General features: G+C 73.3%; 11 protein-coding genes. 3 read left to right on the top strand and 8 right to left on the bottom strand.

Features of this window, described 5'->3' with window-relative positions:
- Positions 1 to 12: 12 nt before the first annotated feature.
- Positions 13 to 1,152 (top strand): hypothetical protein, encoded by a 1,140-nt coding sequence (locus tag O7612_RS03880; RefSeq protein WP_282270519.1) that lies wholly within the window; start codon positions 13 to 15, stop codon positions 1,150 to 1,152.
- A gap of 31 nt (positions 1,153 to 1,183) precedes the next feature.
- Here the strand turns inward: O7612_RS03880 and O7612_RS03875 are convergent, their stop codons facing one another.
- Positions 1,184 to 2,401: a PP2C family protein-serine/threonine phosphatase gene (locus O7612_RS03875; protein WP_282270517.1), complete on the bottom strand. Its 1,218-nt coding sequence runs from the start codon at positions 2,399 to 2,401 to the stop codon at positions 1,184 to 1,186.
- A gap of 136 nt (positions 2,402 to 2,537) precedes the next feature.
- Here O7612_RS03875 and O7612_RS03870 point away from each other — a divergent pair, with 136 nt between their 5' ends.
- Together O7612_RS03870 and O7612_RS03865 are read left to right on the top strand one after the other, a co-directional pair.
- Positions 2,538 to 2,927, top strand: a complete 390-nt coding sequence (locus tag O7612_RS03870) for a DUF1304 domain-containing protein (RefSeq protein WP_282270515.1) — start codon at positions 2,538 to 2,540, stop codon at positions 2,925 to 2,927.
- 66 nt (positions 2,928 to 2,993) lie between these two features.
- Positions 2,994 to 3,710 carry a hypothetical protein gene (locus O7612_RS03865; RefSeq protein WP_282270513.1) on the top strand — a complete coding sequence of 239 codons (717 nt, stop codon included), beginning with the start codon at positions 2,994 to 2,996 and terminating at the stop codon, positions 3,708 to 3,710.
- A gap of 15 nt (positions 3,711 to 3,725) precedes the next feature.
- Here the strand turns inward: O7612_RS03865 and O7612_RS03860 are convergent, their stop codons facing one another.
- The 7 genes from O7612_RS03860 to O7612_RS03830 form a co-directional block, all read right to left on the bottom strand.
- Positions 3,726 to 4,409: a response regulator gene (locus O7612_RS03860; protein WP_282270511.1), complete on the bottom strand. Its 684-nt coding sequence runs from the start codon at positions 4,407 to 4,409 to the stop codon at positions 3,726 to 3,728.
- Entirely contained in the window at positions 4,406 to 6,946 is a 2,541-nt protein-coding gene (locus O7612_RS03855) for a DUF4118 domain-containing protein (protein ID WP_282270508.1), read from the bottom strand. The genes O7612_RS03860 and O7612_RS03855 overlap by 4 nt, the downstream gene beginning before the upstream one ends.
- A 143-nt stretch (positions 6,947 to 7,089) precedes the next feature.
- Positions 7,090 to 7,971 carry a potassium-transporting ATPase subunit C gene (locus O7612_RS03850; protein WP_282270506.1) on the bottom strand — a complete coding sequence of 294 codons (882 nt, stop codon included), beginning with the start codon at positions 7,969 to 7,971 and terminating at the stop codon, positions 7,090 to 7,092.
- Positions 7,971 to 10,157, bottom strand: coding sequence for a potassium-transporting ATPase subunit KdpB (gene kdpB / locus O7612_RS03845; RefSeq protein ID WP_282270504.1), 2,187 nt, complete (start codon positions 10,155 to 10,157; stop codon positions 7,971 to 7,973). The genes O7612_RS03850 and kdpB overlap by 1 nt, the downstream gene beginning before the upstream one ends.
- 23 nt (positions 10,158 to 10,180) lie before the next feature.
- Positions 10,181 to 11,836: a potassium-transporting ATPase subunit KdpA gene (gene kdpA / locus O7612_RS03840; protein WP_282270502.1), complete on the bottom strand. Its 1,656-nt coding sequence runs from the start codon at positions 11,834 to 11,836 to the stop codon at positions 10,181 to 10,183.
- Positions 11,836 to 11,925, bottom strand: a complete 90-nt coding sequence (gene kdpF, locus O7612_RS03835) for a K(+)-transporting ATPase subunit F (RefSeq protein WP_067312053.1) — start codon at positions 11,923 to 11,925, stop codon at positions 11,836 to 11,838. The genes kdpA and kdpF overlap by 1 nt, the downstream gene beginning before the upstream one ends.
- 445 nt (positions 11,926 to 12,370) lie before the next feature.
- Positions 12,371 to 13,906 carry a glycosyltransferase family A protein gene (locus O7612_RS03830; protein WP_282270498.1) on the bottom strand — a complete coding sequence of 512 codons (1,536 nt, stop codon included), beginning with the start codon at positions 13,904 to 13,906 and terminating at the stop codon, positions 12,371 to 12,373.
- Positions 13,907 to 13,987: the final 81 nt, after the last annotated feature.

Here is a 13,987-nt window from a genome sequence, read left to right as displayed (position 1 = left end):
ACGGTGCTCGTCGTGACCCACACCCTCGCGAGCTGCCACCGGTTGCTCGACGTCGTCGGGTACGTCGAGAGCGACCCGCGGGTACAGGTGGTCTTCACCATCGCCCCGGATGTCTTCAACCACCAGGTGGAAAAACTCCTCGACGGGCTCGGCGCGCTCGTCCTGCCCTGGCAGCAGGCCATTCGGGAACGCTTCGACCTCGGCCTCGCCGCCGCCCACGGCGGACTGCACCAACTCCACGCGCCCCTGCTGCTGCTCGCCCACGGAGCCGGACGCAGCAAGCGGGTCCGCTCCGACCCGAGCGCTGGACCGGCACCCGCCGACCGCCCCGTCTACGGTCTCGACGCGCAGCGGCTCACCCATGACGGGCGGGTGCTCCCGGCGGTGCTCGCCCTCTCCCACGAATACGAGGTGGAGGTGCTGCGACGGCAGTGCCCGGAAGCGCTCGGAACGGCGGTGGTCGTCGGCGACCCCTGCGTCGACCGGCTCGTCGCCAGCCTGCCCCGCCGCCGGGACTACCGGCGGGCCATGGGGCTGGGCGAACACCAGGAACTCGTGGTGGTCGCCTCCACCTGGGGCCCGGACGGCAGCTTCGGACGTCGGCCCGACCTGCTACCGCAGGTGATGGCACAGCTCCCGGCCGAGCGCTACCGGGTCGCCGCGCTGCTGCACCCGGCGATCTGGGCCGCTCACGGGCACCGCCAGATCCGTGCCTGGCTCCGGAGCTGCCTCGACGCCGGGCTGCTGCTACCCGAGCCGACCGAGGACTGGCGGACCCCGGTGGTCGCCGCCGACCACGTCATCGGTGACCACGGCTCCGTCACCGCCTACGCCGCCGCGGTCGGACGTCCGACCCTGGTACTCACCGCCCCGGAGCCGGCACCCGCCCCCGGTACGCCGCAACACCTGCTCGCCCTCCACGCGCCCCGGCTGGACCTGCACCGGCCCCTGCTGCCCCAGCTCGCTCTCACCGGCGGGATCGAACCGGCAGCAGTGCTGGGCTCGGTGACCGCCCGCCCGGGCGAAGCCGCGGCGCTACTGCGGCGCACCATGTACCGCCTGCTCCAGCTCACCGAGCCCGACCGCCCCCAGCGGACCGACCCGGTGCCGGTGCCCCTCCCCAGCGACCGGGACATCGAACCCGCCGGGTGACCCCGTCGTCCGGTGCCGGGCCAGCCGGCGGTCACCCACCCATCTCGCGTCGGTCCGCGGGCAGGTGGGCCAGCGGGGTACGCGACGGACGCCACTCCAGCAGCAGCGCCGTCGCGTCGTCGTCGAGCTGTCCCTCCTGGTAGGCGACCACCGCGCGCACCAGCCGGCGCATCGTCTCCGGGGTGGCGAGCTGGTCGTTGAGGGCACGGTTGACGAAGTCGACCAGCCGCTTCAACCCGAACCGTTCCCCGTCGCCGCCCCGCGCGTCGGTGATGCCGTCGGTGTAGGCGAGGATGCGGTCCCCGGGGTGCAGCTCCTCCGCGTACACCTCGGGGCGGCGGGTCGCCAGGTGGCCCAGGCCGAGCGGGAGCGCGGTCGGGCCGGGCAGTTCCCGGATCGCCTTGCCGTCACGCAGCAGCAGGGCGCCCGGGTGTCCCGCGTTGATCACCCGGAGCCGGCCGGTGCTGCGCTCCAGCTCGATCAGGAGCGCCGTGGCGAACAGGTGTGGATGCTCGGAACGTATCCACTTGTCGATGCTGAGGGCGGTGTCGACCAGGTCGAGGCCGCACCGGCGGGCGTTGCGGTAGGCGCTGACCACGAGTGAGGCCAGGGTGCTCGCCCTGATGCCGTGCCCGCAGGTGTCGAACAGCCCGATGCTGAGCACGTCGCCGTTGAGCGCGTAGTCGAAGATGTCGCCGCCGACGTCGTAGCACGGTTCGAGGATGGTGGTGAGCACCATGTCGTCGGTGGCGAACGTCAGCGGGGGCAGCAGGCCCCAGACGATCTCGGCGGCGACCTGCATCGGCAGCCGACGCCGCAGCCGCTCGACCACGTCGCCGTACGGCCGGCGGTTCACCACCAGTTGACCGACGCAGGTCGCCAGCTCCCGGGCCGGCTCGTCGATGGCCCGCTCCCCGGCGGCCGGCGAGACGATCTCCAGCACACCCATCCGCTCGCACCCGACGAGCAGCGGCACCCAGACCCGGTCCGGGTTGTCGGGTGCCCGCTGCACGTCGAGCCCGGTGAACGCCCGACCGGCGAGGGTCGTCTCGATCGACAGTTCGCCGCGGTCGAGACCGGCACCGAGCATCGGCACCAGGCTGGCCTGCTGGTAGTCCGCCAGGTAGATCACGATCTCGGTGGCGGCCAGGGCCGGCGCAGCCCGGTTCACCAGCAGGGGCAGGTCGTCCGGCCCGCTGCGGGGTGCGGTGAGCTGGAGCCGACGCACCGCGTCACCCGCGTCGAGCAACCTGAACCTCCCCCACGTCTCCCCCACCGTAGGAGGCGCACGGGAAACCCGCCACCACCTGATTCGGGGGCACGGCGGACAGGAAGAATGACGGTGGCGGACATCTCCGTTCCGCGCGAACCGAGGAGGCAGGGTCGTGGTCGTCACAGGGCTCGTCCTGGCCGGCATCGCCGGCCTCATCCACGTCTACATCTTCTACCTGGAGTCCGTCGTCTGGACCAGCGCCCGCGCCCGCGCGGTCTTCGGCACCAGCCGCGAGGAGGCGGAGGTGACCCGGCAGCTCGCCTTCAACCAGGGCTTCTACAACCTGTTCCTGGCCGTCGCGGTCGTCGTCGGCATCGTCGCGTACGCCGTGGGCGCGCACACCGTCGGCGCGACGCTGGTCTTCGTCGGCGCCGGGTCGATGGTCGCCGCCGGTCTGGTGCTGCTGGTCTCGGCACCGTCGAAGGCCAGCGCCGCGCTCAAGCAGCTCGTCCCCCCGCTGCTCGCCGTCGTCGCCCTGGCGATCGGGCTCAGCCTCGGATAGGGGACAGCGGCGCTCGGTGATGTCTTCGTACGATGCTGCCTTCGCGACGACTGACAGGAGCGCTCCATGTCCCCAGCACGCCCACGGTGGGCCACCGCCGTCCTCGGCGGCGTCGCCCTCCTGATCACCGGCTGCGGTGGGAGCGATCCGGCGGCGTCGTCCCCGTCGAGCGCGACGCCGACGACCGTGACCGGCACGACTTCGGCGTCCCCGACTCCGACCGCCGTCGTGCCGGATCTGCCGGCGTTGCAGAAGCAGGCGACCGCCGCGCTGATCGCCCCGGGGGGTCTGGTCGCGGTCGGAGGTGCGCGTAAACCGTCGCGGGACGAGAAGGAGACTTTCTGGGTCACCGACGTGTGCGGCCGGAACATCGCGGCCGATGCCGGCCAGGTGCACGCCAGCCATTCCCGCACCTGGTCCGCTGACGGACTGTGGGTGAACAACACCACCCACGCGTACACCGTCCCCGGGACCACCGTGCTGGCCCAGGTGAAGGAGGCGGTCGGCAGTTGCAAGAAGTACAAGTCGGAGGACGAGTCGATCGACATCCTCGGGCCGGCGACCCTGCCGAGTTACCCGGGCACGGAGGCCCGCTACGGGTACTGCTACCGCACGGAGCGGGCCAGCGGAACGGACTTCGTCGCCTGCGAGGCCTTCCTCGCCCGGGGCAACCTGGTGTCGGCCATGATGGTGATCAGGGGGTCGAGCCGCAAGAGCAACACCGACGGCCTGGTGGTCGTCGGGGCGGTGGCTGCCGAGGCTCTCGGCCGGGGCGCGGCCTGAGGGCGGCGCGACCGGTCAGGGGCGGTAGCGGTAGCCCATGCCCGGCTCGGTGATCAGGTGCCGGGGCCGGGCCGGGTCGTCCTCCAGCTTCCGCCGCAACTGCGCCAGGTACTGCCGCAGGTAGTTGGTCTCCTGCTGGTACTCCGGCCCCCACACCTCGTGCAGGAGCTGGCGTTGGCTGATCAGCTTCCCGGGGTGGCGCAGCAGCCGTTCCAGCACCGCCCACTGGGTGGGGGTGAGCCGGATCTCGGAGCCGTCGTCCCGGGTGACGGTACGGGTGGCGAGGTCGACGGTGTGCCGCCCCACCCGGGCGGTCGCCGTCGCGTCGACCGGCGCGGCGGTGAGGCGGCGGGTGACGGCACGGATCCGGGCGAGGAGTTCGTCCACCCCGAACGGCTTGGTCACGTAGTCGTCGGCACCGGCGTCGAGGGCGGCGACCTTGTCCGCGCTGCCGGCCCGGCCGGAGAGCACGATGACCGGGATCGTGGTCCAGCCGCGCAGGCCCCGGATGACCTCCACACCGTCGAGGTCGGGCAGGCCCAGGTCGAGCACCACCAGGTCCGGCGGGTGGCTGGCGGCGGCCTTCAGCGCGGCCGTGCCGGTCCCGGCGACCTCGACGTCGTACCCCCGGGCGCGCAGGTTGATCCGCAGTGCGCGGAGGATCTGCGGTTCGTCGTCGACGACCAGGATGCGGGTCACCGGTCCGGCCTCTCGTCGGCGGCGGGCAGCCGCAGCACCATGGTCAGTCCCCCACCGGGGGTGGTCTCCGGGGTGATGCTGCCACCCATCGCCTCGGCCAGCCCCCGGGACAGCGCCAGCCCGAGCCCCACCCCGGTCCGGTTGTCCCGGTCGCCGAGCCGCTGGAACGGCAGGAAGACGTGTTCCCAGCGGTCTTCGGGGATGCCGGGGCCGGTGTCGACGACCCGGAGTTCCACCTGCCCGGCGTGGGTGCTGGCGGTGATCGTGGGCGGTCGTCCCGGCGGGCTGTGCCGCAGGGCGTTCGCGACGACGTTGACCAGCACCCGTTCCAGCAGCCCCGGGTCGGCGTCGACCGCCGGCAGGTCGGCGGGGATGTCGGTCCGCACGTCGGCGGCGGCCGGTCCCAACTCGTCCAGGGCCAGCGGTACGGCGTCCTCCAGGCCGACCGCGGCGCGGGTGACCCCCAGCGCGCCGGCCTGCAACCGGCTCATGTCGAGCAGGTTCGCCACCAGCCGGCCGAGCCGGTCCAGCGACTCGTCGGCGGTGGCGAGCAGCTCCGCCCGGTCCTCCGGGTCGAAGTCGACGTCCGGGCTGCGTAGGCTGCTCACCGCGGCCTTCGCCGAGGCCAGCGGGGTACGCAGGTCGTGGCTGACGGCGGCGAGCAGCGCGGTGCGCAGCCGGTCGGCCTCGGCGAGCGGCCGGGCGGTGGCCGCCTCCTCGGCGAGCCGTTCCTGACGCAGCGCGACGGCGGCCTGGGCGGCGAACGCCTCGACGATGCGCCGGTCGGCGGCCTCCAGCCGGCGGCCACTGAGCACCACGGTCAGCCGCTCGTCGACCGGCACAATGGTCTCCCCCGCGCCGGGGCTGCCCGCCGGGTCCACGCCGACGCTGGCGACCCGACGCCAGGCAGCCTCCTCGTGGGTCCGGCCGGGCCGCCCCCGTGCGTCGGGGTCGAGTTCCAGCACGCTGACCGCGCGCAGCGCGAAGGTCTCCCGCAGCCGGTCCAGCAGCGCCGGCAGCGGTCGTTCGCCACGCAGCACGCTGCCGGCGACGGTGGCCAGGGTCTGCGCGTCGGCGGCGGCGCGGGCCGCTTCCCGGGTACGCCGGGCCGCCACGTCCACCACCCCGCTCACCGCGACCGCCACCGCGACGAAGACGCCCAGCGCGAGCAGGTTGTCCGCCTCGGCGATGGTGAGCGTGCGGTACGGCGGGGTGAAGAACCAGTTCAGCAGCAACGATCCGCCGAGCGCGGCGACCAGCGCCGGCCACAGCCCACCGACCAGCGCCACCCCGACGACCGCGGCCAGGAAGATCAGGATGTCGTTGGTCAGGGTGAGGTCCGGCAGCACCGACAGCAGCAGGGTGAGCAGCGGCAGGCCCAGACCGGCGAGAGCGAACCCGAGCAGCCGACGCCGACGCGACAGCGCGGCGGGCATCCCGGCCCCGCGCCGGCCCCGCCCGGCCTGCGGGTGGGTGACCAGGTGCACGTCGATCGCCCCGGAGCGGGCCGTGGTGGTGACGCCGACACCCCGGGCGAACAGCTGGGCGAACCGGCCACGCCGGCTCGCTCCGAGCACCAGTTGGGTGGCGTTGACGCCCCGGGCGAAGTCGAGCAGGGCGGCCGGCACGTCCCCGCCGAGCACCTGGTGGTAGCTGCCGCCGAGGCTCTCCACCAGGACCCGCTGCCGGGCGAGCTGGGCCGGGTCCACGCCGGTCAACCCGTCGTTACGGGCCACGTGCACGGCGAGCAGGTCGGCCCCCTTGCTCCGGGCGGCGATCCGGGCGGCCCGGCGGATCAGCGTCTCCCCCTCCGGGCCGCCGGTGAGGGCGACCACGACCCGTTCCCGGGCCTCCCAGGTGGCCGAGATGCCCTGCTGCGCCCGGTACCGGTCGAGCTGGTCGTCGACCTTGTCGGCCAGCCAGAGCAGGGCCAGCTCGCGCAGTGCGGTGAGGTTGCCGACCCGGAAGTAGTTGCCCAGCGCCGCGTCGATCCGGTCCGGCCGGTAGATGTTGCCGTGCGCCATCCGGCGGCGTAGCGCCTCCGGGGTCATGTCGACGAGTTCGACCTGCCCGGCGGCGCGGACGACCGCGTCGGGGACGGTCTCCCGCTGGGTGGTGCCGGTGATCCGGGCCACCACGTCGTTGATCGACTCCAGGTGCTGGACGTTGACAGTCGACAGCACCGAGATGCCCGCGTCGAGCAGTTCCTCGACGTCCTGCCAGCGCTTGTCGTGCCGGGAGCCGGGCACGTTGGTGTGGGCCAGCTCGTCGACCACCACCAGCTCCGGGCGGCGGGCCAGCACAGCGTCGAGGTCCAGCTCGGTGAACTCGGTGCCCCGGTGCCGCAGCGTACGGCGAGGCAGCACCGGCAGGTCACCGATCATCGCGGCGGTGTGTGGTCGCCCGTGCGTCTCCACCAGGCCGACCACCACGTCGGTGCCGCGCCCGGCACGCCGCCGGGCCTCCTCCAGCATGGCGTACGTCTTGCCGACGCCCGGGGCGGCACCCAGGTAGATACGCAGTTCACCTCGGGGCACGGGACCATCCTCTCGCTAGGCGTACCGCCCCGGGGGCGCGACCGCCGGCTCCGCCGATCTGTCGACCGGCCCCGGTCCGCCACAGCGCCCCGCTCCGACCGTCCGACGCGGGCGGGGGTGACGTCCCACCCGCGTCGGGCGGCTCAGCGCACGGGAAGGGTCCGGTCGAGGGCCACGTTCAGCTCCAGCACGTTCACCGCGGGGGCGCCCATGAAGCCGAGCGTCCGACCGGTGGTGTGCTCCCGGACCAGCCGCCGGACCACCGCCGGGTCGGCGCCCCGCGCCCGCGCCACCCGGGCCACCTGGATTCCGGCGTACGCCGGACTGATGTGCGGGTCGAGGCCGCTGCCGCTGGCGGTGACCGCGTCGGCGGGGACGGCGGGGTGCTCCGGGGCGTCCCCCCGGACCGGGGTGACCAGTCCACCGGCCGCCCGGTAGTCCTCGCCGGGCTGCGCCAGCTCCACCGGCACCCCCAGCCAGGAGGAGACGAACGGGGTGGCCGGGGCGGTCTGGTTGACGCTGACCACCCGGGTGACCGGGCCGGTCAGCCCGTCGGCGCGGAACACCGCCAGCACCGCCCCCACCCCGTCCGGCGTGCAGTACGGCCGCCGGCCGTCCACGCCGTCGAGGGCACCGACCGCCAGGCTGCGGGCGCAGACCTGGCTGAGCAGGCTCCGGGTCGAGTCCTCCGGGTCGACGGCGAGGGTGTCCAGCACGCTCTCCGGGCCGAGGTTCGAGGCGGCGGAGGCGGTCGGGTCGTAGCCGTCGCCGGCCGCCGAGGGGCGGGACTGGAAGTAGCGCGGGACGGGGTCGCCGTCGGCGTCGGTGAAGGACTGCCCGACCAGGGCGCTGCCGACGCTGCGGCCGTCCACGGTCAGCAGCGAACCGTCCGCCTTCGCGTCGGGGCCGGGGAGCCTACCGACGGCGACCAGAGCGAGCGGGTAGGCCACCCCGAGCAGCACGGTGAACACGAGCAGGGCGCGCAGCGCGGCGAGGTGGGTGGCGAGCCAGGCAGGTGGGCGCATCACGAGACCCCCGGGACGAACTGGACGAGCAGGTCGATGAGCTTGATGCCGAGGAACGGCGCGACGAGGCCGCCGACGCCGTAGACCAGCAGGTTGCGGCCGAGCAGCGTCGACGCGGCGGCCGGCCGGTACCGCACGCCGCGCAGGGCCAGCGGGACGAGCGCGACGATAACCAGGGCGTTGAAGATGACGGCGGACAGGATCGCCGATTCCGGGCTGGCCAGCCGCATGACGTTCAGCGTGTCCAGGGCCGGGTAGATGCCGGCGAACATGGCCGGGATGATCGCGAAGTACTTCGCCACGTCGTTGGCGATGCTGAAGGTGGTCAGCGCGCCCCGGGTGATCAGCAACTGTTTGCCGATCTCGACGATCTCGATCAGCTTGGTCGGGTCGGAGTCCAGGTCGACCATGTTGCCGGCCTCCTTCGCCGCCGACGTGCCGGTGTTCATCGCGACGCCGACGTCGGCCTGGGCCAGGGCGGGGGCGTCGTTGGTGCCGTCCCCGGTCATCGCGACCAGCCGGCCACCCTCCTGTTCCCGGCGGATCAGGGCGAGCTTGTCCTCCGGGGTGGCCTCGGCGAGGAAGTCGTCCACCCCGGCCTCGTCGGCGATCGCCTGCGCGGTACGCGGGTTGTCACCGGTGACCATCACGGTCCGGATGCCCATCCGGCGCAGCTCGGTGAACCGCTCCCGCATCCCGGCCTTCACCACGTCCTTGAGGTGGATGACGCCGAGCACCCGGGCCGGCTCCCCGGCCACGTGTTCGGCCACCACCAGCGGGGTGCCGCCGTCTCCGCTGATCCCGTCGACGATCCGGTCGGTCCCGCCGCCCGGCTCGCCGCCGTGCTCCCGTATCCAGGTCAGCACCGCCGTCGCCGCGCCCTTGCGGACCTGGCGGGCCGGCGCGGCCTCCGGGGTCAGGTCGACGCCGCTCATCCGGGTCTGCGCGGTGAACGGCACGAAGTCGGCGTACGACGGCGGGTCCGGCTCCGGCGCACCCGGGTCGACCCGCGTGGCCAGCGACACCACCGACCGCCCCTCGGGCGTCTCGTCGGCGAGGCTGGAAAGCCGCGCGGCGGCGGCCACCTCGCCGGCGGTGACCCCCTCGACCGGCAGGAACGCGGTGGCCTGCCGGTTGCCCAGGGTGATCGTGCCGGTCTTGTCGAGCAGCAGGGTGCTGACGTCCCCCGCCGCCTCCACCGCCCGGCCGCTCATCGCGAGCACGTTGCGCTGCACGAGGCGGTCCATCCCGGCGATGCCGATCGCCGACAGCAGCGCGCCGATGGTGGTGGGGATCAGGCAGACCAGCAGGGACACCAGCACCACCCCGGTCACCCCGGTGCCGGTGACCGCCCCGGTGTCCGGGGCGGCGGCCTGCCAGCCCTTGGCGAAGATCGCCAGCGGTTGGAGGGTGACCACGGCCAGCAGGAAGATCAGGGTGAGCGCGGCGAGCAGGATGTTCAGTGCGATCTCGTTCGGTGTCTTCTGCCGGTCGGCCCCCTCGACCAGGGCGATCATCCGGTCGATGAAGCTCTCCCCCGGCCGCTGGGTGATCCGCACGACGATCCGGTCGGAGAGCACCCGGGTGCCGCCGGTGACGGCGCTGCGGTCGCCGCCGGACTCCCGGATCACCGGGGCGGACTCGCCGGTGATCGCGGACTCGTCGACGCTGGCGATGCCCTCGACGACGTCGCCGTCGCCGGGGATGATCCCGCCGGCGCTCACCAGGACGACGTCCCCCTGCCGCAGCTCCGGTGCGGGCACCGCCTCGTCGGTGTAGGTGTCGGCGCGGGCACCCGGTGCCCAGCCGATCAGGCGGGTGGCGATGGTGTCCCGCTTGGCCCGCCGCAGCGAGGCGGCCTGCGCCTTGCCCCGACCCTCGGCGACCGCCTCGGCCAGGTTGGCGAAGATCACGGTGAGCCAGAGCCAGCCGGTGATCGCCCAGCCGAACACCGACGGGTCGGCGACCGCCAGGACGGTGGTGAAGACCGCGCCGATCGCCACGATCAGCAGCACCGGGCTACGCCACAGGGTGCGCGGGTCGAGCTTGCGCAGCGCCCCGGGCAGCGACCTGACCAGTTGCCGAGGGTCGAGCAGGCCGCCACCGGCCCGGCGGGCGGGGTTGTCGACGGCGGGGTTGTCGACGGCGGGCCGGTCGTCGTCGGTGGTCACGGACGCAACGGACATGTCCTCGTTGTTCCTCATACGGGTCACAACCCTTCGGCCAACGGGCCGAGCGCGAGCGCGGGCAGGAAGGTGAGCGCCACCAGGACCACCGTGACGCCGACGACCATCCCGACGAAGAGCGGTCGGTGCGTCGGCAGGGTGCCCTCGGAGGCGGGGACGGGTGCCTGGCGGGCGAGCGAGCCGGCCAGGGCGAGCACGAAGATGATCGGCAGGAACCGGCCCAGCAGCATGCACAGGCCCAGCGCGGTATTCCACCACGCGGTGTTCACGGTGATCCCGGCGAACGCCGAGCCGTTGTTGTTGCTCGCCGAGGTGAACGCGTAGAGCACCTCGGTCAGGCCGTGCGGGCCGGTGTTCAGCGCGGTCGCGTCGTTGCCGGTGGCGAAGGCGGTGGCGGTTCCCGCCAGCACCAGGGCCGGGGTGACCAGGAAGTACAGCGAGGCGAAGGTGATCTCCCGGGTGCCGATCTTCTTGCCCAGGTACTCCGGCGTCCGGCCGACCATCAGGCCGGCGACGAACACCGTGATCACCGCGAGGACCAGCAGCCCGTACAGGCCCGCGCCGACCCCGCCGGGGGCGACCTCGCCGAGCATCATGTTGCCCAGCGTCATCATTCCGCCCAGCGCGGTGTACGAGTCGTGGAAGGAGTTGACCGCACCGGTCGAGGTCAGCGTGGTGACCGCCCCGAACGTCGCCGAGTCCGACACGCCGAAGCGGACCTCCTTACCCTCCAGCGCCGCGCCGACCGCCTGCGGCACGGTGCCCTGCCCGGCCAACTCGAAGCCGGTGGTGAGGGCGACGCTGCCGAGCGCCAGGACGGCCATCACCGCGACGACGGCGTAGCCCTGCCGCTGCTGCCCGACCATCCGGCCGAGGACCCGGGGCAGGCTGAACGGGATCAGCAGGATCAGGAACAGCTCGACCCAGTTCGTCCAGGCGGTGGGGTTCTCGAACGGGTGGGCGCTGTTGGCGTTGTAGAAGCCACCGCCGTTGGTGCCCAACTCCTTGATCACCTCCTGGCTGGCCACCGGCCCGCCGGGGACGGTCTGCCCGCCGCCGGTCAGGGTGGTCACGTCGGTGCCGGCGGAGAGGTTCTGGACCACGCCGCCGAGCATCAGCACCAGCGCGCCGAGCACCGCGACCGGCAGCAGGATCCGCAGCGTGATCCGCACCAGGTCGACCCAGAAGTTGCCCAGCTCGCCGGTACGGCTGCGGGCGAACCCCCGGACCAGGGCCACCGCCACCGCGATACCCACCGCGGCGGAGAGGAAGTTCTGCACCGCCAGCCCGGCCATCTGCACCAGGTGCCCCATGGTCGACTCGCCCGAATACCACTGCCAGTTCGTGTTGGTCACGAAGGACACCGCGGTGTTCCAGGCCCCGTGCGGGACCACCGGGTCGAAGCCCAGCGACAGCCACAGGTGGTTCTGCCACCGCTGGAGGGCGTAGAGGAACAGCACCGAGACGGCGGAGAAGGCCAGCACGCTCCGGGCGTAGACGCCCCACGACTGTTCGGCGGCCGGGTTCACCCCGACCAGCCGGAACACCCCACGCTCCACCCGGGACTGGCGGGTGCCGGCGACCGACCGGTACAGGTGGTCGCCGACCGGGCGGTACGCGACGGCGAGCGCGACCACCAGGGACAACACGAAAATGATGCCGGCTGTCCTCGTGGTCATCAGAAGCGCTCCGGGAACAGCAGCGCGACGACCATGAACACACCCAGACCGATCGCCAGCACCAGGCCGACGGCGTTGACGGCGTTCACCGCTTCTCCACGCCCCTCACCACGAGGGCGAGCGCCGCGAACAGCACCACCGTCACCAGCACGAACACCACGTCAGACACGCGGACTCCCTCAACGGACGCGTACGTCGTGACCGCCTTCCGGCCACGCCGGGCAATCACAACGCGCCGTCGTCGGTGGGGGCAGGGTCCATAACGCGACCGTGACGGGCCAGCACGGTTTCTTGACGCGTTCTTCACGCCGGCCGTCCGGGGCGGTGACGGTGCTCACGGCGGTGCCGGGGCGGTGAGGGTGGTCGCGGCGACGCCGGTCCCGGTGAGGGTGGTCACGACGACGCCGGTCCCGCCGCGGGCGGTCCGGGTCGGTGGCTGGCCCGCCGGACCGGTCGGCGACGGAAGGTCCGCCGGACCGGTCGGCGAGGGCCGGTCCGCCGGACCGGTCAGCGACGGATGGCCCGCCGGACCGGTCAGCGACGGATGGCCCGCCGGATCGACTCGGGCACCCGGCGGGCCACCGCCCGGCGCAGCCGGAAACGCAGGCTGCCCGGGTGCGGCACGACGACCGGAGGGGCGCCGTCGACCGCGCAGCGGAACGCCACCGGCAGCAGGGTGTCCTCGGTCCAGCCGCAACTGGTGACCCGGGCCTTCAGGTCCCAGGTGCCCCGGCTCCGGCCCCCGTTGAGCTCGCCGACGTCGAGCCGGGCGGTGCCGTGCTGGACCAGCCGCACGGTGTCGTCGTCCGACGGGACCAGCTCCACCGTGCCGGTCACCGGCACGAAGAACTCCTCCCGGGTGTCCCGCCGCCGGGCGACCACGTCGAGCCGGGACTGCTTGACCCCCGTGGTCGCGTCCCGCAGGTCGGCCGGGAGGTCGTCCACCGGGACCACCAGCAGCCGCTGTTCACCGTCGGCGGTGAGGGTGAGCGGCCGGTCACCGGAACACAGTTCGGCGGTGAGGGCGACGGTCAGGGTGGTGCCCGCCGGTTCGACCCGTTGCACGGTGGCAGTGGCCCGGACGGCCGCCTCCCACCGGGCCAGCCGGCGCAGGTCGGCCGTGCGGCCCTGCTCGATCAGCCGGGTGATGATCCGTTGCAACGGCGGCAGACCGGCGGCGACACCCGGGGCGAACCGGTCCCGGATCACCGCCCGTGCCTCGTCCACCAGCTGGTCCACCCAGTCGGCGGGCGCGTCGAGCAGCCGCCGGCCGCGCAGCCGCGACACCATCTCGTTGCGCAGCCACCGCCGGTGCAGCCGGTCCCGCAGCGGGCCGGGAGTGGTGTGGGCGTCGACGATGTCGAGCGCCTCCCGGAGGTTGACGAAGTAGCCGGCCGGCTCCAGCGCGGTGGCGGTGACGTTGCCCGCGTCGGTCCGCCGCTGGTGGTGGTAGCAGACGTAGTCGGCCAGCACACAGGTGCGCCGGGACAGGAAGTAGGCCCGGGTGACCAGTACGTGGTCCTCCAGCCGCCGCTTGCCCTCCGGGAAGCGCAGGTCGTGTTCGACGAGAAAGGACCGCCGGAACAGCTTGTGCGCGGTGAGGCTGTCGATGAGGGGCGCGTTCTCCAGGGTGGCGTCGAACCGGTTGCGCCGGAACAGCTCCCGCGGCACCGACCGGCGGTGCCCGGCCATCTTGCCGATGACCAGGTCGGCGTCGTGCGCGGTGGCGCAGGCGTAGAGGCGTTCCAGGGCCTCCTCGCCGAACCAGTCGTCGTCGTCGGCGAAGAAGACGTACTCGCCCCGGGCGTGCTGGACACCGAGGTTGCGGGGCCGCGACGGCCAGCCGGAGTTGTCGATGTGCAGCACCCGAAAGTGCGGGTGGGCGGCGGCCAGCTCGTCGAGCCGGGCGCCGGTCGAGTCGGTTGAGCCGTCGTCGACGAACACCGCCTCGAACTCGCCGGCCGGCAGCGACTGCCGCAGCAGCGAGGTGACGAGGTTCTCGATGTGCGGTCCCGAGTTGTACGCCGGGACCACGACGGTCACCTTCGGGGCATTCGTACTGGCGGTCATGGCTCTTCCTGAGGCGGTCCGCGAGCCGGCGCGGGAGTGCGCCCAACCGTGCGGACGGGCACCCGCAACCGGGGCGTTCCG

The sequence above is a fragment of the Micromonospora sp. WMMD987 genome, assembly GCF_029581435.1.
In the GTDB taxonomy this organism is placed as follows: Bacteria; Actinomycetota; Actinomycetes; order Mycobacteriales; family Micromonosporaceae; genus Micromonospora; species Micromonospora rifamycinica.
This window is presented reverse-complemented; position numbering and strand designations above follow the sequence as displayed.

What these genes read in the sequence shown, in the direction of transcription:
- O7612_RS03865 (WP_282270513.1), top strand. Translation starts at nt 2,994, where the DNA reads ATGTCCCCAGCACGCCCACGGTGGGCCACCGCCGTCCTCGGCGGCGTC.
- O7612_RS03850 (WP_282270506.1), bottom strand. Translation starts at nt 7,971, where the DNA reads ATGCGCCCACCTGCCTGGCTCGCCACCCACCTCGCCGCGCTGCGCGCC.
- kdpB (WP_282270504.1), bottom strand. Translation starts at nt 10,157, where the DNA reads ATGTCCGTTGCGTCCGTGACCACCGACGACGACCGGCCCGCCGTCGAC.
- kdpA (WP_282270502.1), bottom strand. Translation starts at nt 11,836, where the DNA reads ATGACCACGAGGACAGCCGGCATCATTTTCGTGTTGTCCCTGGTGGTC.
- O7612_RS03830 (WP_282270498.1), bottom strand. Translation starts at nt 13,906, where the DNA reads ATGACCGCCAGTACGAATGCCCCGAAGGTGACCGTCGTGGTCCCGGCG.